Origin of the sequence: Faecalicatena orotica (assembly GCF_003149245.1) — a bacterium.
GTDB lineage: Bacteria > Bacillota > Clostridia > Lachnospirales > Lachnospiraceae > Faecalicatena_A > Faecalicatena_A orotica.
This window is the reverse complement of record NZ_QGDL01000008.1, coordinates 141,855-165,057: the sequence shown is the minus strand read 5'-3', so window position 1 is coordinate 165,057 and position 23,203 is coordinate 141,855. Positions and strand designations below refer to the sequence as shown.

The following is a 23,203-nucleotide window of genomic DNA, read 5'->3' as shown; positions in this document are numbered from 1 at the left end:
TGTAAAGAGATACTGCCGAATATCTCTTTACAAGGGCTCTTTTGGCAAAAATCTGGTTTTAAACCGTTTTATTTAATAAATCCTACCTGTTTGCATATCTCTTCAATGGCCTTATCTTTCCTCTCATTAAAGATTACCTTATTCTCCTCAAACAGATTACGTCCTTCTGTATCAATGGATACGATCAGCGGCCCAAATTCTTTTACACGGCAGTGCCACAATGTCTCCGGCATTCCAAGATCACGCCACTGGGCATCTATGATCTCTTCCACTTCAGTTGCCGCTACTACTGCATTTCCCGCCGGGAAGACGCAGTGGACTGCCTTATAGTTTTTGCATGCATATTCCGTGTTCGGCCCCATACCGCCTTTTCCAATAATTACCTTTACACCTGTCTGTTCCACAAATTCTTTTTCAAACTTTTCCATACGCATGCTTGTAGTCGGTCCTACAGATACCATTTCAAATTTATCATCCTCTAAAGGGCGAATGATCGGGCCGGCATGGAAAATAGCGGCATCTCTTACATCAACCGGAAGCTCACGTCCGGCCTCAACAAGCCGTCTGTGTGCCACGTCACGGCAGGTTGTCATGCTTCCGTTCAAATAAATAATGTCTCCAATATGTATATCAGACAAGTCTTCAGCGGATATTGGTGTTGTCAGTATTTTCTTTCCATTCTTCATTTCCAGCATTATAAAGTCACCTCCGAATGAGTCGTAATTGTATAGTTAAGATCCTTATCAAAAATGATATGCCCCCGCCTGTGTGACCAGCATCCAACGTTGACCGCAACACCGATTGTAGATGGATGCCTTGCTGTATTCTCAATATGAACACCCATAACAGAATACTTTCCGCCCATGCCCTGTGGTCCGAGGCCGATTGAATTAATGCCGTCTTCCAGCAGCCGCTCCATAGATGCCGCGCGCTCATTTTCGTTATGGCTTCCAAGGGGCCTCATCAGGGCTTTCTTGGAAAGCAGGGCCGCCGTCTCAACGGAAGTCGCCACGCCAACACCCACAAGAAGTGGCGGGCAGGCATTCAATCCATAAGATGTCATTACGTCCATAACAAATTTTGTCACACCCTCATATCCGGCCCCCGGCATTAGAACCATAGCCTTTCCCGGGAGTGTACATCCACCGCCTGCCATATATGTATAGATTTCACACTGGTCACTGTCTGGTACAATATCCCAGAATACAGTCGGCGTACCCTTCCCGACATTCTTCCCCGTATTGTACTCGTCGAATGTTTCTACACTATTATGACGAAGGGGCGCCTCGACCGTGGCTCTTACAACAGCCTCTTTTAACAGCGCTTCCAATTCTCCGATCAGAGGGAATTTTGCACCACATTTTAACCAGAACTGGAGGACCCCTGTATCCTGACAGCTCGGTCTGTTTAACTCTTTTGCCAGTACCTGATTCCTTTTCATTGTCTCATAGATAACCTTAGAAAGCGGGCCATCCTCTCTCTCCGCAAGCTCATCCAGCTTAGCAATAATATCATCCGGCAGTACTTTTCCAATATAAGACACAAATCCAGCCATATAATTGGTAAGCTGCTCTACCTGTTCTTTCTTATCCATATCTTTACCTCCTTGTTTTTGTATTCTGTTTTCATATCACGATCTTTTCCCTTATGGGAAGAATGGAAACGCAATCGGGAGAATAACCATGCTTACAATTGTTGCAATAATAATTAACGGGAATCCCGCCTTTACATAATCCATAAATCTGTACCCGCCGACACCTACCACCATCGTATTAGCCGGCATACCGATTGGTGTTGCATATGCACAGGAACCGCCGATTACGCAAGCCATCAGTACCGCTCTGGGATCTGCTCCCATCCCTTGGGCAATCGAAAGACAAATAGGAACCATAAGCGCCGTAGTTGCCGTATTGGACATGAAATTTGTCAATAAGCAGCAAAGCAGGAATACGGCTAAAGTCAATATGTATGGCGAAGGGTTATCTCCCAGTGCGCCGATTACTTTACCGGCAATCAGTCCCCCTGCCCCTGTTTCCTGCAGGGCCGCAGCCAGAGAAAGTGTTCCTCCAAATAAAAAGATTGTTTTTAGATCTATAGATTTTAATGCATCTTTTTCAGAAATAACACCTGTCAAAATCAATAACAAGGCTCCGATTCCACCGGAAATACAGAGTTTAATACCTATCTTGTCTTCAAAAATCATAGCCAGCAGTGTAAAAATCAAAATTACCAATGATAACCACTGTTTCCATGCCGGGACCTGGCTGAAATCTCTTTCTGTATCGTATGTCCCGTCATCCTTTACATCATTATTAGGAAGCAGCTTATAGCCAATGGTTGCATAGAATATAATTCCTACGATTAAAATGGGAAATCCAACAATGGCATATTCAAAAAATCCGAATTTCAGACCAATCTCCTGCAGTGCACTCTGCGCAATAAGATTTCCCGGTGCACCGATCAGTGAAAGATTACCTCCCATTGCCGCCGCAAATACCAGCGGCATCAGAAGCCGGGATCTTTTATACCCTGATTTCGCAGCAATTCCTATTACAACCGGAATCAGCACGGCAGCCGTACCTGTATTAGACAAGACACCGCTCATCAGGCCTACGATTACCATGATCGCAACTACAAGCATACGCTCAGTTTTCGCAAACCTCGTTACGATGCTGCCGATCTTGTTTGCCATGCCTGTCTCGAATAAAGCACCCCCGACAATGAACATTGCAACGAATAAGATGACATTGCTGTCAATAAATCCCGCAAAAGCAGTCTTAACATCCAGCACCCCTGTTATGACCAGTCCTATACAGACAATCATCGAAGTGACTCCAAGCGGAACCTTCTCAAACACAAACATGACTACCGCAAACAGGAGAAAGAGCAGGGTTATTATAGATGGACTCATTCTTTTACCTCCATTCCTTTTTATAATTGTTTATTACAGACCAGATGATCTTAGTCTTTGGCAAAATCAAAAGTAACAAGACGGCCGATTCATTACGATTTGCTATGCCTTTATTATATCGGCTGTATTTTTATTTGTACATTTATGAAAACTGATACTACTATAAAAAAAAATTAACACAATTTGGAACTTTGAGTATTTTTACCAGAAATATGCTATAATGCAGATTAACAGAAGATGGTTTTTCAGTAAATTTGTTCAAAACGACTATCTAAAAAAAGAAAGGGAATGTCATGAAAATCATTCAGTTAGAATACTTTTGTGCCGTGAGCCGTTATCACAGCATTACACAGGCGGCCCAGAAACTCTATGTAACACAGCCGGCAATATCCAGTGCAATCCGTGAATTGGAAAAGGAATTCTCAATTAGTTTGTTTACCCGTACGAAAAATCACATGACCCTGACAAAAGAGGGCGAGGTCTTCTATCAAAAAGCAAGTGAACTGCTCAATACTATAAATCAGACGTCCTCCGAGCTCCTTGACCTTGGCAGGAAGGTTACTCCGATCCGGATTGGCATTCCGCCGCTCTTAAGTACAATATTCTTCCCGGACATGCTCATCGCATTCCAGAAAGAATATCCTGACATTCCAGTAGAACTGCTTGAATATGGTTCCATCCGTGCCGCCAGCCTTGTACAGGAAGATATACTGGACCTTGCGCTGGTCAATATGAATTTTTATGAAATAGATAAATTGAATTCCTATCAGATTCTTTCTGACCAGATTGTATTCTGCGTGTCTTTTGAACACCATCTGGCAAAGGAAAAGGAAGTATCCATCGGGATGGTAAAGGATGAACCACTCATCATGTATAACACAGACTCCGTGCAGAACACCACGTTAAACTCACTGTTCGAAAGCATTGGAGTAAAGCCGAATGTAATTCTGCAGGCAAGCCAGCTGTATACGATTCAGAATTTTATTAAAAACAATCTGGGAGGTGCCTTCCTCTACTCTTCCATTCTGAAAAATATGCCTGATCTGGCCAGTATTCCTGTCTCACCGGCAATCAGACAGGAAATTGGGCTTGTATGGAAAAAGGGAAAATATATTAACAGCAGTGTAGAAAAATACATCTCATTTACCAGAAAATATGCGGCTGATATGAGATATGTCAAGTAAGTATACTTTTATTAAATGAATAGTGCAACGGCGCAATATACAAGCAAAAGCGCCATTACCATATTAACGGCCTTTGTATGCCTCGAAAGAACCCTGCAGAAAGCAGAACCAAACAGTGCCCACACAAAGGACCCCGATGCTCCAATCAACGTCAGAATAACTGTAAATGCAATCATGGAACTAACAGAATGATACATAGGCAGAATATAAAGGGACATTGCGGTTATTGCATAGATGTAGATTTTAGGATTCGCAAACTGCAGTAACATACCGGAAAGGAAACCTGCCTCTCTTCCGGCACCTGCATCCAAATCCGCAGAACTCCTCCAGACTTTCCATGCCAGATACAGCATGTAAGCAGCTCCCGCTATCTGCATGAACATCTTTACTTTTGGCAGAAGTGAATAGAGCGCTGCACTGAAGGCGGTACAAACAGACATCACTACTGCAAATCCGGCCAGTATACCGATATTAAAACGGATGCTCCGCCTAAATCCCATCCGTATTGCATTACTCATGGAAAGCAGATTGTTTGCTCCCGGTGTGTAGGCTGTAATAAAGCAGTAAATCAAAAAATCATATAAATGAAACATATCTGACCTCTTTCTACATTACACTTTACAATGCGCCACAAAAAACAGTATAATGTTATAAAATGAATATTATATCGCACTTGTACGATATAATGATACATCTCGTACATTATGTTGTCAATAGAAGGGAGTGTTTTTTTGGATTCAATGAATTTAATTGTTGCTAAAAATATTAAGAGACTGCGTGAAGAAAATAAATTAAGCATGGATGAACTCGCCAGACTAAGCGGGGTCAGCAAAAGTATGCTCGCACAAATCGAACGTGGTGACGGAAATCCGACTTTGTCCACACTATGGAAGATTTCAAATGGAATGAAAGTGCCATTTGACGCTTTAACCGTCCGGCCTGAAAGCCCGTACGAAATTGTAAAAACTGCAGAGATTCAACCAATACTTGAAGATAATGGGAATGTGAAAAACTACCCTCTTTTTCCGGACGATGAGAACCGCAGGTTTGCAGTTTACTATCTGGAACTGGATATGAATAGCTATTGGCAGTCGGAACCGCATTTAAAGGGAACCACTGAATTCATTACAATATTTACAGGGAAAATTGAAATTTTCGCTGACGGCGAAAGATTCGTAGTCGAAAAGGGTGAAAGCATCCGCTTTAAGGCCGATGTTGTCCACTCATATAAAAATACAGGAAAGGAAACAGCTGTTCTGCATATGATCCTTTATAACCCCTGACTCTTTTGGAGATTAAAAATGCATACCCCCAGTCTACGGTCTGCCCTTGTCAACTGGGGTATGCATTTGTATTACTGCGGATTCCCATTTACATCTGTAATCACATATCTGTTCCGCCCCTGCTTCTTAGCCTTGTACAAGGCATAATCAGCTGTCTTGTATAGGTTCTCGAAATCCGTGTCCCTCCCTATTGCCAGAGCTACCCCAATGCTTGCAGTGATATGAATTCCGTCAGTCTCTGTGCGCCTTTGCAGCACGTTCACCAGTTCCCCGGCGCGCTCTTTTGCCATCTCTGCCTTGGGAACCGGCATCAATGCAGTGAATTCATCGCCACCGATTCTTCCGACGATATCATTTTCCCGGAACTGGTTCTTAAGTGTATTGGAAAATTCTTTAAGTACCCGGTCCCCAGCCGCATGACCAAAATTGTCATTGACTTGTTTAAAGTAATCGATATCCAGTATGAAGAAAGCAAACATGCTCTCCGGCTGATCATTCAGTATCCGGCGGACATGCTCCTGCGCAGCTGCCTTATTATACAGCCCGGTAAGCGGATCCCTCTGCATCTGCTCCAGCATATACAATTCATGCTTTTTCTGTTCGTCAATATTCTGGCGGTACACCAGCATACGCACCGAATTATCTTCCTGCCACCGGAAAATCTGGGCCGTAATACGCATCCAGTAATAATGTTCACCATCTGTAGTAATCATGAAATCATACTGCAGGTTTTCAATCCCCTTCTCAAACGAATCCAGCACATGATTCGGGGAAAATGTCTGAATATAGCCTTCCCGGTACTCTTCCATGATCTGCTTTTCCGCAATGATGTAAAGAGCTTTTTCATAAGGTATATCAGGCGGGGCTCCCAGGCTTGCAAAATACTGGGCAGTAGCTTCACTGGCTGCCTGATTATGGGTAATATCAATTTCATAGATATTTTCATATAGCTGCTCGGTCGCCTGTTGAAACACTGCCTGATGCACTTTTTCAGCCCTGACAGTCAATTCTATGATCCTCTTGTTATAACGGCGTATCACGGAAGTAATCGTGACCAGCACAAGAACAATAATGACCGCCAGAATCAGTGTCTCCCGCAGAAGCTGTACCATCAGTTTCCTGCTTAAAGGTGTCGTATCATTGTCTATAATCAAAAACCATCCCAGATTCTCAATGAAACTGCTGACTACATAGCCGCTCCTGTTTTGGGAATGATACCACAGATTCTGTGTCTTTTCACGGCTTCCCAGAATTATGTCTTTCAGATCTGTAAAGGCACATCGCCCGAACAGGTTCGTTTTTCCTTCATATCTGGTATGGCTGCCGGAGATCTCTACATTGCCCTCTTCATCCACCAGATAAGCATTCACTCCAAAATCATTCTCATAACTTTTCAGCAGGGACTGGAGGGAATCTACCCGGAATCCCACACCGACCACCCCCATAACTGTCCCCCTGTCATCCATGATACGGCAGTTGATAAAGACAGTCACCTCATTCCCGGCCCCCTCAACCTGATCATTATCGATCTGTATGCCATAATCCGTATTCTGATCCAGAAAATCATAAAACCAGTTATTTTCCGGATCACCTTCCTCTAAAATACGGTCCAGGCCATTATAGTAATAGTAATTTTTCGTTTTAACCGAAGCCAGAAAGACCGAGTCATATTCATATTTATCCCTGTAAGCATTCAAGTAATCCCGCATTTTCCCAATAAATTCCTGTTCCTTAAGATGCTGCTCTTCCCCATCCAGAAACTCTTTCAACAGGCTGTCATTCGCCATAGTCATTGAGATATTGATCGGTTTTGTAAAAATGGAGTCTATCTGATGGTAAATGCCATCTGACGTCAGCATGGATACGTTCTCAATATCTTTTCTGAATATCCCCTGATTTGACTTGTAACTAATGGCAGATGTAATAATGAAACCAATAATAATGACGATACAGACCATTAAGTTAGTACGGAACAAAACATTTTTCTTCATAATAGCCCTCCACCCCCCTCAATATTATAGTGATCTCTCTGCCCACCGGCTCTGCTTCTGCCGGTACATCTTCCTGTCAGCCTCCTGAACCAGTGCCTTCCAGTCAGAATGAGAAGCGCTTTCCGCCACGCCAAAACTAATGGACAAAGGAAATTCCTCTTCGCTCATCGCATGCAGTTTCTCATTGACATTCTCCAGCCTCTCTTCCGCTGTCTTTGCTTCCATATTCCGGAAGAGTACCAAAAACTCATCCCCACCATAGCGGAAGAGAAGGTCTTCCTTATCCCGGCAGGCGCGGCAGAGCTGCCCCACTACAATATTAAGATAACGGTCCCCGGCAAGATGCCCGAACTGGTCGTTGACGTTCTTCAGGCCATCCAGATCCAGAAAACACAGCGTAAAACTTATGTTTTGTTCCATCATGGAGGCAATCGTCTCCTCTGCATACTGCCTGTTATAGAGCCCAGTGAGCATGTCGCGGATCACTTCCTGCCTGAGAAGTTCCTCTTCTCTCTTTTTTTCTTCCAGTTCCTCAAGAATCCGCCGGTTCTCCTCCCTGTAATCACTCAGCTCACAGATCCTTCTCGTATACCAGATTGCAATGTAAAAGCCGGTCGCACAGAACAGGCTGGATTTAATGCTCCAGATCTTTAAAAGCAGGCTGTTATTCGGCGTCGAATACAACAAAAGATTCAGAAACAGATAAAAGAACAATCCGATCATCATCTCCATTAAAAACGTCTGGTGCTGTGGATAGCTTAAGATCAGATTCAAACGTTTCTGGAAAACAGGACGGCTGAAAACATGCAGAATGACCCCCGCAAGCAAAAAGCCCCAGAAGATCGGAATACTCTTTAAGTTACCAACACTGGAAATACGGTTATCAAAATTCTGCAGCGGCTGCTGTATCAGAATCGCAATGACGCTTCGGCAGAAAATATTGACCGCCAGACCGCAGATAATACCAAGGGACGTGACAAACAACGCATTTCTCCACTCGCCCCTGTTAAACATGGCCGTCTCAAATAACAGCAGTACCGCGAAGAAAAGCCAGTTAATCACCAAAGAAAATTCCAATACGCTGCAGACATAGAAAAAGCCATAATTGACCACAAAGCTTAATAAAACAAACCAGCCACTCATACAGGAGTTCTGTCCGAGTCCTTTTGCCAGCCTGAAATAACGCCCGTGAAAATATAAATAGGCTGTTGCCGTCAGCAGCAGTTTCAGCATACACGCTCCCCCTTCCTACCTTGTTCTCGTCTGTTTATCCTGATACATGGCCAAATCAGCCCTTCTGAAAACCATTTCTACACTGTCTCCATCCTCTTCAGCCTTTTCCGGAAAAGTTGCGATACCATAGCTGAACGAAAAAGGCGGCTCAAGATCTTCCGCCAGATGTCTCCTGATCCCCTCCAGGCGCTGCATTGCCCTCTCAGGCATACAGCCCGGAAGAAGCACTGCAAATTCATCGCCGCCGATCCTGGCAAAAATATCTGTTGCTCTCAGGCAGGCACTGAATTCTCTGGCGAACCGGATCAGGTAAAGGTCCCCCGCATCGTGTCCCTCCTGATCATTTATCTGCTTAAGATGATCCATATCAATATAAACGACAGAAAATTGTTCCCGGTTTTTAAGCAGCCCCTCTGCCTGTTCCAGAATATACCGCCGGGAAAAGATGCCCGTCATTGGCTCCATAGCCGTTTTATTCCTCAATTCGGATGCGCTGCGGTCCTGATGTTCAAGTTCCCTCTGTAAATGATAGTGCTCCTCTTCCAAATATTGAACACTCAGAATAGAGTAGAGATGGCGCAGGAAACCGACTAAATAAAATTCCAGAAGCAGCGTGCTTCCGACCAGAAATAAAGGCAGCAGCTTCCAGCTGTTCCCAGATAAGCAAAGTATACTGTCAATCATAAGTGAGAAATTGGCAAACCAGAGAAACGTCATAAAGGGTTTGATTTCTTCGCTGTCCGCTCTGGTCTTTATGACTCCCAAAGGCGTTTTCAATCTGGGAACCAGACTAAACACAAGACTATCAACGGCCAGAGTAACCCCACATGTAGAAATCCGCCAAAACGGCTGCTGTAAAAGCTCCTTCATCGTCGCTTCCATAATCAGGGCAATTACACCAATCAGGATCAAATGAAATGCCATTGTCATCAAATGAGTAAGGTTGACAATAAAGAACTCCATATTCCGCTTAATCCCCTTCTGGAACAGGCGGAATATCTTTCCTGCAAATACCAGACCATACAGGAGCGGTATCGGAAAGTTACAGATGCACCATAGTGTAAGCAACAGCAGGACCGGAAGGGTCATCCATATTCTTTCAGTTACTCCGCCTTTTTGTGTATAACCAAGGGCCCGCATCGCCCTGTAACCCGTTATGCCATATAATAAAGAAAAAAGAACCGGTACAAGCAGACCCCAGCTGAAATATATCAAACGATCCCCTCCTCTCCTGCAGATGTCTTTAAGACATCACTTTATTGGCTTGATGCCATGCATTGGAGTACACGGCACAGTGTGAACAGAAACGATATAATTCATTTAATTATAGTTCAGGACGCATGAAAGTTCAAGTTAATATGTCCTTTACTGTCATCCTTCTGGTCTCCCCAGTCATTTTTATTTTTTCATAAGAAATTCCTAAAAAAATATTTACCTCCATTGTCTATAATAAAGAAAAAATTAAAAGGATGTGACTAATTATCATGAGGGAGAAAATCTTGATTGTAGATGATGAGAAAGAGATTGCAGATCTTGTAGAGTGCTATCTTGATAATGAAAATTATTTTATTCAAAAGTTTTATGATTCTAAAGAAGCTTTTAAATGTATCATGAATCATCCACCGGATCTGGCAATTATGGATGTAATGATGCCGGGGCTGGATGGGTATGAGCTTTGCCGCAGAGTCCGGGAGTCCTTTCATTTCCCGGTGATTATGCTGACAGCAAAAGGGGAAGAACTTGACAAAATAACCGGACTTACCCTGGGCGCGGATGATTATATATCGAAGCCATTCCTGCCTCTGGAGCTAGTTGCACGCGTGAAGGCACAGCTGCGGAGGTATAAAAGGTATAACAGTACAGCCCCGTCACAGGAAGATCAGGTCATTATGGTTTCCGGACTGGTACTCAATGCGAAAACACATGAATGTACCTTAAACGAACGCCCTCTCTCACTCACCCCTACGGAATTTAAGATTTTGTGGATTCTCTGTGAAAATCATGGCGCGGTAGTGAGTGCCGAAAGTCTTTTCAGACAGATCTGGGAGGACGAGTATTTCCGCAAAAATAATAATACGATCACGGTTCACATACGACATTTAAGGGAGAAAATGCATGATTCCTTTGAGAACCCGAGGTATATCAAAACAGTATGGGGGTGCGGATATAAAATTGAAAGCTAAGAGTATGAAATGGGTTAAGACAGCCGCCTTATTCGGGGCTGTCTTAGTATTATGTTACGGAATCTTTTATTTTGGTGATTACATACTAAATGGCAGCTTTGTTGACTGGTTTCAGGACAATTATGTATGGACACATACAGAACCACAGGATACATCCGGTCTTACAATGACTATATCAGAAATCAACTGGCCCAAATTCAAAATGCTGATACTGGAGCTGTTCTGCTTAGGAGCTTTACTTTCAGCCGCCCTTGCAGCCGGTGCAGCCAGATTCTACGGAAAGAAAATGTCAACCCGGACAATCTCAGGGGCCGGCCGGATGATACACAGCTTCATGGAACACGATATAGACGCAGACATGGTGTTTCCAACAGAATATGCAGAAATTGCAGTACAGATGACTCAAATCAAGACAAAAATGGAGCGGAACGCCCGGATTATGAAGGAGGAAGAAGCCCGGAAAAATGATATGATTACTTATCTCGCCCATGATCTGAAAACACCGCTGACTTCCATCATCGGCTACCTGAGCCTTCTGGATGAGGCCCGGGACATGCCTGCACTGCAGAGGGAAAAATATACGACTATTGTGTTTGAAAAATCCCTGCTGCTGGAACGGCTGATACAGGAGTTCTTTGACATTACCCGGTACAATCTCAATCAGATTATTCTGGAAAAGGAAACTTTAGACCTTTCTTATATGCTTGTACAAATGGCAGATGAGTTCTATCCGATCCTTCAGAAATGGAAGAATTCGATTGATTTAGATGTCGGAGAAGGAATCACGGTATATGGGGATACAGTAAAGCTAGCACGGGTTTTCCAGAACATATTGAAAAATGCAGCCGCCTACAGCTACCCGGAGTCTGTAATCAGGGTAAAGGCAGAGAAGGATGATAAAGAAGTAAGGGTTACCATTGAAAATGCCGGGAAAACCATTCCGAAAGAAAAACTGCCAGTCCTGTTTGATAAATTCTACAGGGCAGATGAGGCACGGCAGGGTAATACCGGAGGCGCCGGTCTGGGGCTGGCAATTGCAAAAGAAATCGTTGTCCTGCATGGAGGAAGTATTACGGCAGACAGTAAAAACGAGAAAACTACATTTCTTGTAAGTCTGCCCCAGATATAAATAGAACCTTAACCTTTTCTTAGGAAATCATCAACAGGAAGTTAAAGAATGACGTCCTGGAATCTTATATAATCTTCTTGTGAAAGGCAGGGTGGTTATATGAAAAAACAAAGAAGACAGCCATACCGGAGAAGGAAAAGGAAGGCTTCCCTCTACAATTATTTAGTAATTCTTATGATATTGGTGATTTTACTCACATTTCTACTGGCAGCGAAGTGGTATTTTCAGAAACCGGATGATCCTGTTTCATCTCCGGCAGGTACTTCGCAGATAAAACTCAATAATCTGGCCAGCCCCAATGCAGTACTTGTCAGGCTCAATTCTGATGGAACAGGAGAAATTATGGCACAAAGAAATGCCGCCGAAAGAATCTATCCCGCATCATTGACTAAGATTATGACGGCAATTCTGGCGATTGAAAATATAGACGATATGGGACAACGGCTGGAAGTACCATATGACTTCTTTCCCTATCTCTATGAAATGGATGCATCTATGGCAGGTTTTGAACCCGGGGAGACTGCCACTGCAGAAGCACTTGTATATGGGATCATTCTGGAATCGGGTGCGGAATGCTGTCTGGCTCTGGCAGACCTTATAGCAGGCTCAGAGGAAGCATTTACCGGACTTATGAACGACAAAGCAGAGGAACTGGGAATGACAGATACCCATTTTTCAAATACAACAGGGTTACATGATACAAATCATTATACGACAGTCAGCGATCTGGCAGTTTTACTGGAGTATGCATTAAAGAATCCAGAATTCCGAAAAATTTTCACAAGCAGTTATTATACCGTCGAACCGACTAATATGCACCCGGACGGTTTTACCATGCAGAGCACATTGTTTGAAAACCTCGGGGACCAGAATATAAAAGGTGGCAGAATCCTCGGCGGAAAGACCGGTTATACAGACGAAGCCGGCCTGTGTCTGGCAAGCCTTGCAGAGGTAAACGAAGAAGAGTACATCCTGATTACCGCACACGCCGCAGGTTCGCACGAAACGGAGCAGTACCACATAAACGACGCTTTAACTACCTACGGACAGCTAGAAAAATAATTTCATTATCCTATTGACATCTCTTTCTAAATGGTTTATATTAGCCTTGTAAGGTAGTTAGTTACTCAAGTAACTAACTCGCAAAGCGGGGTGATATATTTGAACATTGATACAAATTCAGATAAGCCCATATTCATCCAGATTGCAGAACAGCTGGAAGATTCGATATTTACAGGAATATTCCCGGAGGAAACAAAGATCCCTTCCACGAATGAAATATCCGCCCTGCTGAATATCAATCCCCATACAGTTCTAAAAGGTATGAATATGCTTGTCGACGAAGAAATCATTTATAAAAAAAGAGGTCTGGGTATGTATGTAAAAGAAGGTGCCGTAAAAAAAATCCGCGGTAAAAGGCAAAGCCAGTTTTACAATCAGTATGTGGCAGCACTGGTTGAGGAAGCATCGAAACTGCAGATGTCAAAAGAAGAAGTAATTAAGCTTATAGAGAGGGGCTATGAACATGAATGCAATCCAAATTAAGAATGTAACCAAACGATATCAAGATGTCACTGCACTGGACAATGTTTCCTTTACCTTTGAGCATGGTAAAATCTACGGATTTTTAGGGAGAAACGGGGCCGGAAAATCTACGCTCATCAACATCATCGCTAACCGGATCTTCGCAGATGAAGGAGAAGTCTTAGTCGATAACCTGCCTGCAAAGGAAAATATGGAAGTACACGAGAAGGTCTTTTGCATGAGCGAAGCTGATTTATATGATACTGGTTTAAAATTAAAGAATCACTTTAAGTGGACGGCACGCTTTTATGATAGCTTTGACATAGAAAAGGCCTTTTCCGTAGCAAAGAAATTTAATCTGGATACAGAGAAAAAATATAAAGAATTATCAAAAGGCTATCAGTCCATCTTTAAGCTTACAATCGCCCTTGCGCTTAACGTTCCATATGTGGTCTTCGATGAGCCTGTGCTGGGGCTGGACGCCAACCACAGAGAATTATTCTATGAATTATTATTACAGGACTACGAGGATAACCAGAGGACCATCATCATCGCAACACACCTGATTGAAGAAGTGGCCAACATTATTGAGGAAGTAGTACTTATTAACGAAGGAAAAGTACTGCTTCAGGAGACCGTTGAGGAGCTTATGAATACTGGATACTGCATATCCGGTCTTTCTGAGGAAGTAGATATCTACTGCAAAGACAAAAAAGTAATCGGATATGATGAACTCGGCAGCCTCAAGCTTGCCTATATACTGGGCGAAAGAGAACGTCTCCCGAAAAACAGCGGTCTGCAGATTTCTAATATCAACCTGCAGAAATTATTCGTCAAACTGACTGAGAAAGGCGGTAATTAATATGAAAAAGTTAGGTACGGTTATCCGGTACGAATGTGTCACTTCATTTAAGTTTATCTGGATATTTTATGCATGTGTATTTGGCGTGATTTCAATTATTTCCCTTCTGGTCTATATTGCCACAGGTGATTTTGAACAGATCGGTACAAATGCACTTGAAATAAATTCTATGATTTATGTGGGCATTCTGGGTATTATGGGATTCAAAGAAGATTTCAGGATGCTGATACAGAATGGATTTACTAGAAAGTATATCTATTTATCCACTTTCTCACTATTTGTCTTTGTTTCGGCAATCATGGCCCTTGTCGATACCATATTGGGAAATCTCCTGCACACGTTGTCCGACAGGTATTTCTCCTTATTTGCCGGACTTTATGGATATGGGCATTCGGTAGTTATAAACTGGCTCTGGCTCTTTCTCGCTTATATGCTAGTCTGCTGCCTGCTTTATTTAACGATCCTTGCCATAAACAAAATTGGAAAGACCGTTTCCATCTATGCGGGAATTGTCCTCGGTTTAACTGTTATTTTGATCATCCCCGCTATCTTCCGGTTTGTCCTTCCGAAAACATTTACACATAAAGCTGCGGAGTTTGCATTGAAAGGACTTGGTTTTATGACTGACGGCTCCATAAACTTTACTGCTCCTGTATTTCTGTTCATACTGCTTGCCGGCGTTCTTAGTATCTGTTCTTTCCTTGTTATACGCAGAACCGAACTCAAAATATAAATAGAAAGGATGAAATCCGATTTAGATTTCTGTCCTTTTTCTATATAAATACCGTGCACCTCTTCGCATAAAAAGTCAGGTAAACCAAAAAGATTTCCGCTATACTCTGTTACAGACAGGCGAAGGAGGAGCACTTATGAAGAAAAGCATGATAGATTTAGAAAGGTTAATAGAAACAAAATATGAAAACACTGCTGGTATTACCGTACTGAAAAATGGAAATACCGTGTATGAAAGCTATTTCAACGGATGCACGCCGGAAAGCCGGATCCATGTATATTCGGTGACAAAAAGTATTGTTTCTATACTAATTGGAATTGCCGTGGATCGTGGCTGCATCAAGAGTATTCATCAGAAAGTACTGGATTTCTTCCCGGATTACAGGGTAAAACAAAGAGAAAAAACAATCCAGAATATCACTCTGGAACATTTGCTGACAATGACAGCTCCGTATAAGTATAAATTCGCACCCTACATAAAGTATTTCACAAGTGAGGACGGAGTAACATTTTCTCTAGATTTGCTGGGTGGCAGAGGAAAGATCGGAGACTTCCGGTACACACCCCTTATAGGACCAGATATTCTATCCGGAATCCTTATAAAAACAGCCGGGCAGTCTGTGTTTGATTTTGCGTCAGAGAATTTATTTTCTCCTCTCGGAATCCATGTCAGCCGCAATATTACATTTCAGTCGAAAGAGGAACAACTTGCTTTTAATAAGGCAACAGATATCAGCGGATGGGTGGCTGATGAAGCGGGAACTAATACGGCAGGATGGGGCCTCACCCTCTCTTTGACGGACATGGCGAAAATAGGACAGCTATGCCTGCAGAAGGGGATATGGGATGGGAGGCAAATCGTCTCCGCCAACTGGATAAACGAAAGTACAAAGGAACACAGCAGGTGGGAAAAAAACGATCTGCCATATGGATACTTATGGTGGGTACATCCGGATGGATTTTCGGCAATGGGTGATGGGGGGAATGTCATTTATGTAAATACAGAGAAACACATAGTCGTCGCGATTGCCTCACTTTTTAAACGCAATGCCCGGGATAGAATCGAACTGATTAAAGAATATGTAGAACCCCTTTTCCTGTAACCGCCCTTGCAGCGGAACTAACCATTTCTCCGGGCTGCCACTATTTCAAGGCTATTTTATGGTAAGGTATTTCTTTACCAATGTTGTATCTGCGCCTTTTGTTTATTATAATATAAAGTCAAAGCCCCCGTAGCGAGCTACTGGGAATAAACGTTTCAGGAGGACAGAATTTTGATTTTATATTTTTCAGGAACAGGGAACAGCGAATATGCCGCCAAAAGGATCAGCAGCATAATAGACGATGAAGCAGTCAGCCTGTTTGAAAGGCTGCGTGACAATGATTTTTCCGAAATAAACTCTGAGCGGCCCTGGATCATTGCCGCACCGACTTATGCATGGAGAATTCCGCGTATTCTGCAGTCATGGCTGGAAAAGACAAGATTATCAGGAAACAAGAATATCTATTTTGTAATGACATGCGGCGGCAATATCAGTAACGCCGGAAAATATCTGGAAAAACTGTGTGCCGGGAAGTCTTTGAACTATATGGGCTGCATGGAAATTGTAATGCCGGAGAATTATATTGCACTGTTCTCCACGCCATCGCAGGAAAAAGCCAGTGAAATCATCAGACAGGCCGAAGAAACCATTGATAAAGCGGCCTCCATCATAAAAAAAGGCAGAACATTCCCACAGCATCCCCTTACTCTTATGGATAAATTAAACAGCGGGATTATCAATGATATCTTTTATCCTATATTTGTCCATGCAAAAAAATTCTATGCCACAGATGCCTGCATTTCCTGCGGAATATGTACGAATGTCTGTCCGACAGCCAACATCCGTCTTGAAAACGGGAAGCCTGTATGGTCGAAAAACTGCACCCATTGCATGGCTTGTATCAGCCGTTGTCCAAAAGAGGCGATTGAATATGGAAAACACAGTATAGGACTTCCAAGATATACCTTCCCAGAATAATCATTACTGTGCATGCCCGCCGGGTGTGCACAGTAATGGTATCTGCATCAGTTTTTGCTGTTCGGCCGTATCCCGGCTATCGTATCTGCCAGTCCTGCTGAAACAAGGGACCCGAGCGCCGCACCATAAGCGGCCTCCTCTTCACATACAGGAATAGTCATCGGCATCCGGAACATCTCCTCTGCGATTTCCCGCATGAGTGCATTTCTCCTGATACCATTTCCGGACCCAACCAGACGGCCGGCTTTTTTGCCTGTCATGCAGCACATTTTTTCATACATCTCGTATAATTCTTCCAGAATTCCCTGTATCATACCGATTGTCATGGCACCGGGATGAAAATTCAGCGGACTGATTCCGGTAATGCTCCCTGTTTCCTCTGGATTATCCCGTGTTCCTGAAAAAGTCGTCCTTATCTTCCATGCTTCATGCTTTCCATATTTCTCTATAAATCTTCTTGCCTGCTCTTCCATCAGGCTGTATCTTTCTTTGCCTTCTCCTGCCGCTTCACGGTAGAACTTTTCTAGCATCGCATAAGCCCTCCCTCCACACAGACTGGACCCGGCCATAAGAAAACTCTGCTTTGTAAAGGGTCGCAGTTCGATGGCCCCCTGTGTTTCCAGATAGCTGTCCGTTCCGAAGGATACCTGGCTTCCTGTCCCGATATTCACGAGAACCGTGTCCGATATATCTCCTGCTGCCCCCAGCACACTGGCCTGATTATCCCCATATGAAGCCGAAACCGGAATGCCCGCTGGAATTCCTTCTTCCTGATTCTCTACCGTCACCCCTACTATGATATGTTCATCCAGTAGTTCCGGCAAATATTCAGGATCTGCCCCTGACTCCTCCAGCTCTTTCCTGTAAAAATCACCCTTCCGAAGATCATAACACCCCCAGCTTGCGGCCATGTCCCGCACGATAAAAGGCATTCCCCGTCCGCAAAGCTTCATCGCAATATAATCACTAATCGTCGTCATTTTCCGTGCCGCTTCAGGGATCATCCCCTTTTTCCGGAGGTAAAAATGTGTCGTCATACCATATCCGGCAGATGCCGCCCCGGCCTTTTCCCGCAAGACCTGTGCATAGGTACGCCCATCTTCCATAAATTCATTCCCGCTGCCGTCCTGCCATGTGTAGAGGGGGCTCACTGCCCCACCCTCTTCATCCACATAAAGAACTCCGTGCATCTGCCCGGTCATGCCGATACTGTCTGGTTTTCCATATTCCCTGATGATCTCCCCTGCGGCCCGGACGCTTAACCGCCACAGTTTTTCCGGGTCCTGAATCCTGTTGAAATCTGATGGCCCTTTTAAAAATGCATTGTGTGGCACGCTCCTGCTGCCCAGAAGTTTACCACTGTCTTTGTCTATCATAATCACACTAATGGTCGTAGTGCCGATATCGATTCCCATTGCACGCATACAAATCCCCCTTCTTTCCTGCTTTATATACATATATCATACAACATGATGTTGCCATTTCCAACATCGTCTGTGTTATTTTGTTAATATTGGTAATGCTGCTATTTTTTAACATGCTAATCTGTAGTCAGTAACAGCAGGTAATATCAGGCATGAAAAACACTTTGCAGGAGAAACTAATAAGCATATACAAAATAAAATACCTTGGAGGCGTAATCATGGATAATAAACCGGAAATATTTACTTTTAATCCCGAGACAGCCCTGTCAGATTTTCAGGCTTATCTGTACGAACGCGAAAATGCAAAAGCCACAATATCTAAGTATATGACGGATATCCGTACTTTTTATAAATATCTGGACAGGAACTATCAGATTGATAAAAAATGTATCGTTGCATATAAGGAATGGCTGGAACCCCAATATGAAGTGACAAGTATTAATTCAATGCTCGTGGCACTAAATCAGTTTCTGGATTTTATGGGTTTTGGAAAGTGGAAGGTAAAAAGACTAAAAGTACAAAAACAGCTATTCATTCCGGAAGCAAAAGAAATGACAAAAGAAGAATACAAGCGCCTTATAGAGGCTGCCAAAAGCCAGAAAAAACACCAGCTGGCCATGAGTATAAAGACACTGGCCGCAACCGGGGCAAGGGTAAGCGAACTTATGTTCTTCACTGTAGAAAGTGTAAAAAAAGGTACGATAACCATTTCTAATAAGGGAAAACGCCGGACCATCTTAATCCCGCAAATACTGAAAAAAGAATTACTCTACTTTGCATCAAAAAACGGAATAGTACGGGGCTGTATCTTTGTAACGAAAAATGGAAAACCAAAAGACAGAAGTAACCTGTGGCGGGAAATGAAAGCACTCTGTGCCGTCTCAAAGGTTCCTGCACAGAAAATCTTCCCACACAATCTAAGACACCTTTTTGCCCGGTCTTATTATAAACTTACGAGTGATATTGCCGGCCTGGCAGATCTTCTTGGACACAGCAGCCTTGATGTGACAAGAATTTATACTGCAAACACAGAAGAAACCTATAGAAATCAGATCCAGAAACTGGGGCTTACACCTGAGTAATAAAAAACCCCCTTAAATGTCTAACAACATAATATTAGTTATGTTGTTAAACTAAGGAAGTCTTTTAGTCAGGCATACATATGAACATGCATTTATATCTTATAATTTATCAGTTTTGTCAAATTGTGTCAAGTTTTAGTTGATAAAAAGCTGCTATAAGGTATATAAAATACAAATCATATTAAATATTTACAACATAACTAATATTATGTTGTAACCTTTTCTATCCCCATTAAGCTTTTTAACAACATAACTAATATTATGTTGTTAAACCATAAAACAGGAAGAAAAGAGGAAGACAATAGAAAATGCCATGACAGAATCAACGCCGCTTCCTGTATCTGCGATCTCAGTCTACACAGAAAGCATCGCCAGAGACAAAGCACGTACTGTCATTCATTGAGTCATTCCGGCCGTTACAGTGCATACCCGAAAGGTGTGACCGTAACGGCTTAAATACGTTCATGCATATAAACAAAATGACGCTGTGTTTAATATAGATGTCCCGGCCGTGATTAATCCCTCCTAAGTATTAATGGCGGCCGGGGCTGGAATAAAGAGGTGCATGAAAGTGAAGATGAATTATCCGGTACATAAACTAAAATATTGCAGGAACTGTCTGAATGAGACCCTTGGAGTCAATTTACAGAGGAAGAATGTATACATCTATTCCTATCCTATGGAATGCCGCTGCTGCGGGGAATCAAAAAATATTGTTTATAAGACCAGATTCCCATATAATATGATTCTCCATTTCAAATTGAAACGCGTCTGGAAAGATTTATTTATTGAAGATGAACTAAATGACTGAATTAGAAATCTAAACATAAAAATTAAAACCTCACAGTGAGGTTTTAATTTTTAATGCGCACATTCAGAACATTTGTTCTTGTTTACATCAGTTGTTTTCCTGATTCATTAGAGTGCTGCCTGCAATCAATACTTTCTTTCCCTGAAATGCAAATCCGTATTTATAGATTCTTTCTTCGCATACCCCCTTTGCTTTCAGAGATGCGGCATAGTCTCTTTCCTCAATCTGGCGCAGTGCCGCCTGAGCAGTCTCATTCAAGTCTTTTTCTTTCATATCCTGAACCTTAAATTCCAGGAGCATAGCCGACTCCTTCCTGTCTTTCGGCTCCAGCATAACGTCATATCTGCCAAATCCACTTTCACGATTGGACGCAATCACATAGCGGTCTTCGAGTTCTACCATGAGTCCAAGTACAAATCCGTGATAAAAACGTTCCGGCTCACTTTCATGAGGCTTGCTTCCACTGTCAAAATAGCTGAATGTTGCAAGTGCGACCCTGTTCATATAAACATTCATTGCACTGATATCATTTTTCAGCAATGCCTGAATAAAATCATTATAGTTTGATGCAGCTAAAGCGAACCAATCCCGCACCATGTTCCGGAACATTACTTTCGTCTCAAAATTTGTAATTGCAAGCGTATACGTCTGGCTCCATCCCCCATACTTTGTCTCTTGGATTTCCGTACTGCATACTTTCAGATATCCGCTTGCAAGCAGCAGGCTCCAAATGGCACTCTCATCTATATCCAGCTGGTTATATACAATCTGCTCATCAAATTCCGTCGTTATAGTATTTCCGGACAATAGCAGTTCAAAGGTCTCCTTTACTTGTTTGGATCCTTTCTGAATTAAACTTGCTATCAGGCTATTACTGCTTGTATTTACCCAGTAGGGGCCCACCCTCTGGTTATCAAGATAACTGATAATAGACCAGGGATTATACATATCCAGCCTGTCTCCAAATCTGAAGCCGTCATACCAGCGCTTTACCTCTTCCTTCCGGTTTGAAATACCATACTCTTCCAGCGCTGCATCCACTTCTGCTTCTGTAAAGCCAAACGCATTCTCATATTTTTCCGACGTCGTTGTTACTACTACAAGATTATTCAGATCTGAAAAAATCGATTCTTTACTTACTCTTGTAATGCCCGTCATCAGTCCGCGTTCCATATAAGGATTTGTCTTAAAGGTACAGTTAAACAGACTCCGGATAAAGGAGGCCAGCTGCTCCCAGTACCCATATAAATAGGCTTCCTGCAGAGGAGTATCGTACTCATCCAACAGTATTAATACCTTTTTCCCGTAATAACGGTGCATACAAATGGACAGCCTTTGCAGAGACATAGCAGCTACCGCATCTGTCATCTCTGGTTTTACATAATTAAAATACTCTTTCTCCTGCTGATTCAGAGAATCCCCCTCTTGCAAAAAACTGCATTTTGCATATAGATTTATCAGAATCTGGATAATTCCATCTCTCGCCATCTCGTAAGTATTGCCTTTGATCCCTGCAAAGCTCAGTGAAATTACAGGATAACTCCCCTGAAGTTCCTGATACTGCTTATCCTGCCAGATATTCATCCCTTTAAAAATATCGGTATTTTTATAATTCACAGAGAAAAACTGTTCTACCATACTCAGCGTCAGGGTTTTTCCGAAACGTCTGGGACGCGTAATCAGTGTAACATCATCTTTCTTTTCCCACCAATCCCTGATGAACATTGTCTTGTCGACCAGAAAAACATTTTGCTTTCTGGCTTTTTCGAAATCCTGTATACCAATTCCAACAGTTCTTGACATAATGGCACCATCCTATTTCATAACATGTTAAATGTGTCGCTAAACTTATATAAAAATTAGTATACCACATTATAACTTTAAAAGGACTATGTTTTTCTTCTTTTTAGTCTTTTGGGGTTTCTGTCAAATCGTGCAATCACAATCCGTTCCTCTCCGCAGTCTCCAGCAAAAATGCCCTCTGCGTATCATCCAGTTTTTTAAAGGGCTTCCTGCAGTACCCGCAGTCGATGCCCTGCATTTTTAAGATTTCTTTGATACCTTTAAATATGCCGACACGACATAAGGCTGACACAACGTTATTTACTTCATTCTGTACCTCTGCCGCCTCTTTTGTTTTTCCCTGCATGAACAATTCTCTGATTTTTATGAATTTACCGGCCATAATATTATATGTACTGCCGATTCCTGCATGCGCCCCCACTGCAAGCGCGCTTAAAAATATTTCATCATGCCCGATAAAGAAATTTTTTTCCGGATACTGATGTATCAGCTGCTGGAGCTGAAACAGGTCATAACTTGTATGCTTAATCCCCGTAATTTTCTCATTAGCCAGAAGGCGTTTAAGATCATCGCCGGCGAATGTGACCGAGGACATCGCCGGAATGTTATACAGAAGTACTGGAACATCAGCAGAATCCGCCAGATCACTATAATACTCCACATATTCCTCCATCGTAAATGGAAAATAGAACGGCGGTACGGAGGAAACCGCCTTTACTCCTTGTTTCTCTGCATGTTTGGCAAGTTCTATGGCATAGTCCGTAGAAAACATTCCTACGTTTACAAGTATGTCTGCGTCATTTCCTGCCGCCTCGCAGACCGCTTCCAGAAGGTACTTCCTTTCTTCCTTCGTAAGCAGGTAAGATTCCCCTGTGCTGCCGCACACATAAAATCCAGAAACTCCTTGTTTTATATTTCTTTCCACAAGCCGCTGGACTGCCCCGGAATTTATACTTCCTTTCTGGTCAAAAGGAGTAACCAGTGCCGTGTATATACCATCAAATTTTTTCAATGTATCTTCCCTCCTTGA

The 23,203-nt window shown here is 42.8% G+C and carries 22 protein-coding genes; 12 read left to right on the top strand and 10 right to left on the bottom strand.

Annotated features, from left to right (window positions below; translation table 11 throughout):
* Positions 1–68 precede the first annotated feature (68 nt).
* From ttdB to A8806_RS13890, 3 genes are read right to left on the bottom strand one after another with little or no spacing between them, the layout of a single operon-like run.
* Positions 69–695, bottom strand: a complete 627-nt coding sequence (ttdB, locus tag A8806_RS13900) for a L(+)-tartrate dehydratase subunit beta (RefSeq protein WP_109731810.1) — start codon at positions 693–695, stop codon at positions 69–71.
* Positions 695–1,594 (bottom strand): L(+)-tartrate dehydratase subunit alpha, encoded by a 900-nt coding sequence (gene ttdA, locus A8806_RS13895; RefSeq protein WP_109731809.1) that lies wholly within the window; start codon positions 1,592–1,594, stop codon positions 695–697. The genes ttdB and ttdA overlap by 1 nt, the downstream gene beginning before the upstream one ends.
* A gap of 51 nt (positions 1,595–1,645) precedes the next feature.
* Positions 1,646–2,911 (bottom strand): SLC13 family permease, encoded by a 1,266-nt coding sequence (locus tag A8806_RS13890; protein ID WP_109731808.1) that lies wholly within the window; start codon positions 2,909–2,911, stop codon positions 1,646–1,648.
* Between the two features lie 293 nt (positions 2,912–3,204).
* Here A8806_RS13890 and A8806_RS13885 point away from each other — a divergent pair, with 293 nt between their 5' ends.
* A complete protein-coding gene (locus A8806_RS13885; RefSeq protein WP_109731807.1) occupies positions 3,205–4,095 on the top strand; it encodes a LysR family transcriptional regulator in 891 nt (296 codons plus the stop codon).
* A gap of 11 nt (positions 4,096–4,106) precedes the next feature.
* Here the strand turns inward: A8806_RS13885 and A8806_RS13880 are convergent, their stop codons facing one another.
* Positions 4,107–4,688 carry a LysE family transporter gene (locus A8806_RS13880; RefSeq protein WP_109731806.1) on the bottom strand — a complete coding sequence of 194 codons (582 nt, stop codon included), beginning with the start codon at positions 4,686–4,688 and terminating at the stop codon, positions 4,107–4,109.
* Positions 4,689–4,835: 147 nt separating this feature from the next.
* Here A8806_RS13880 and A8806_RS13875 point away from each other — a divergent pair, with 147 nt between their 5' ends.
* The gene (locus tag A8806_RS13875; protein ID WP_330405376.1) at positions 4,836–5,378 is read left to right on the top strand and encodes a helix-turn-helix domain-containing protein; all 543 of its coding nucleotides are present in this window, start codon (positions 4,836–4,838) and stop codon (positions 5,376–5,378) included.
* Positions 5,379–5,449: 71 nt separating this feature from the next.
* Here A8806_RS13875 and A8806_RS13870 read toward each other — a convergent pair whose 3' ends face one another.
* From A8806_RS13870 to A8806_RS13860, 3 genes are read right to left on the bottom strand one after another with little or no spacing between them, the layout of a single operon-like run.
* Positions 5,450–7,369: a sensor domain-containing diguanylate cyclase gene (locus A8806_RS13870; protein WP_109731804.1), complete on the bottom strand. Its 1,920-nt coding sequence runs from the start codon at positions 7,367–7,369 to the stop codon at positions 5,450–5,452.
* A gap of 24 nt (positions 7,370–7,393) precedes the next feature.
* Positions 7,394–8,602 (bottom strand): GGDEF domain-containing protein, encoded by a 1,209-nt coding sequence (locus tag A8806_RS13865; RefSeq protein ID WP_242996086.1) that lies wholly within the window; start codon positions 8,600–8,602, stop codon positions 7,394–7,396.
* Positions 8,603–8,617: 15 nt separating this feature from the next.
* Entirely contained in the window at positions 8,618–9,817 is a 1,200-nt protein-coding gene (locus tag A8806_RS13860) for a GGDEF domain-containing protein (RefSeq protein ID WP_109731803.1), read from the bottom strand.
* Between the two features lie 269 nt (positions 9,818–10,086).
* On the opposite strand from A8806_RS13860, the gene vanR reads away from it, so the two are divergent.
* The 8 genes from vanR to A8806_RS13820 all read left to right on the top strand — a co-directional run bounded on the left by vanR (position 10,087) and on the right by A8806_RS13820 (position 17,053).
* Complete coding sequence (vanR, locus tag A8806_RS13855; protein WP_109731802.1) at positions 10,087–10,785, top strand: VanR-ABDEGLN family response regulator transcription factor; 699 nt, start codon at positions 10,087–10,089, stop codon at positions 10,783–10,785.
* Between the two features lie 4 nt (positions 10,786–10,789).
* On the top strand, positions 10,790–11,914 hold the full coding sequence (locus A8806_RS13850) for a sensor histidine kinase (RefSeq protein ID WP_181368725.1): 1,125 nt from the start codon (positions 10,790–10,792) through the stop codon (positions 11,912–11,914).
* A gap of 99 nt (positions 11,915–12,013) precedes the next feature.
* Entirely contained in the window at positions 12,014–12,976 is a 963-nt protein-coding gene (locus A8806_RS13845; protein ID WP_109731800.1) for a D-alanyl-D-alanine carboxypeptidase family protein, read from the top strand.
* A gap of 99 nt (positions 12,977–13,075) precedes the next feature.
* Positions 13,076–13,459, top strand: coding sequence for a GntR family transcriptional regulator (locus tag A8806_RS13840; protein WP_109731799.1), 384 nt, complete (start codon positions 13,076–13,078; stop codon positions 13,457–13,459).
* Entirely contained in the window at positions 13,440–14,300 is an 861-nt protein-coding gene (locus A8806_RS13835) for an ABC transporter ATP-binding protein (RefSeq protein ID WP_109731798.1), read from the top strand. The genes A8806_RS13840 and A8806_RS13835 overlap by 20 nt, the downstream gene beginning before the upstream one ends.
* 1 nt (position 14,301) lies before the next feature.
* Positions 14,302–15,033: a hypothetical protein gene (locus tag A8806_RS13830; protein ID WP_109731797.1), complete on the top strand. Its 732-nt coding sequence runs from the start codon at positions 14,302–14,304 to the stop codon at positions 15,031–15,033.
* 136 nt (positions 15,034–15,169) lie between these two features.
* Positions 15,170–16,135, top strand: a complete 966-nt coding sequence (locus A8806_RS13825; RefSeq protein WP_109731796.1) for a serine hydrolase domain-containing protein — start codon at positions 15,170–15,172, stop codon at positions 16,133–16,135.
* Positions 16,136–16,306: 171 nt separating this feature from the next.
* Complete coding sequence (locus A8806_RS13820) at positions 16,307–17,053, top strand: EFR1 family ferrodoxin (protein ID WP_109731795.1); 747 nt, start codon at positions 16,307–16,309, stop codon at positions 17,051–17,053.
* A gap of 47 nt (positions 17,054–17,100) precedes the next feature.
* Here A8806_RS13820 and A8806_RS13815 read toward each other — a convergent pair whose 3' ends face one another.
* Positions 17,101–18,477, bottom strand: a complete 1,377-nt coding sequence (locus A8806_RS13815; protein WP_181368724.1) for a sedoheptulokinase — start codon at positions 18,475–18,477, stop codon at positions 17,101–17,103.
* 218 nt (positions 18,478–18,695) lie between these two features.
* Here A8806_RS13815 and A8806_RS13810 point away from each other — a divergent pair, with 218 nt between their 5' ends.
* Positions 18,696–19,559, top strand: coding sequence for a tyrosine-type recombinase/integrase (locus tag A8806_RS13810; protein WP_109731793.1), 864 nt, complete (start codon positions 18,696–18,698; stop codon positions 19,557–19,559).
* Positions 19,560–20,130: 571 nt separating this feature from the next.
* The gene (locus tag A8806_RS13805; RefSeq protein WP_181368723.1) at positions 20,131–20,370 is read left to right on the top strand and encodes a hypothetical protein; all 240 of its coding nucleotides are present in this window, start codon (positions 20,131–20,133) and stop codon (positions 20,368–20,370) included.
* A gap of 87 nt (positions 20,371–20,457) precedes the next feature.
* On the opposite strand, the gene A8806_RS13800 is transcribed toward A8806_RS13805, so the two are convergent.
* Positions 20,458–22,173: an AAA family ATPase gene (locus A8806_RS13800; protein WP_109731791.1), complete on the bottom strand. Its 1,716-nt coding sequence runs from the start codon at positions 22,171–22,173 to the stop codon at positions 20,458–20,460.
* 136 nt (positions 22,174–22,309) lie between these two features.
* Complete coding sequence (locus A8806_RS13795) at positions 22,310–23,185, bottom strand: N-acetylneuraminate lyase (protein ID WP_109731790.1); 876 nt, start codon at positions 23,183–23,185, stop codon at positions 22,310–22,312.
* Positions 23,186–23,203: the final 18 nt, after the last annotated feature.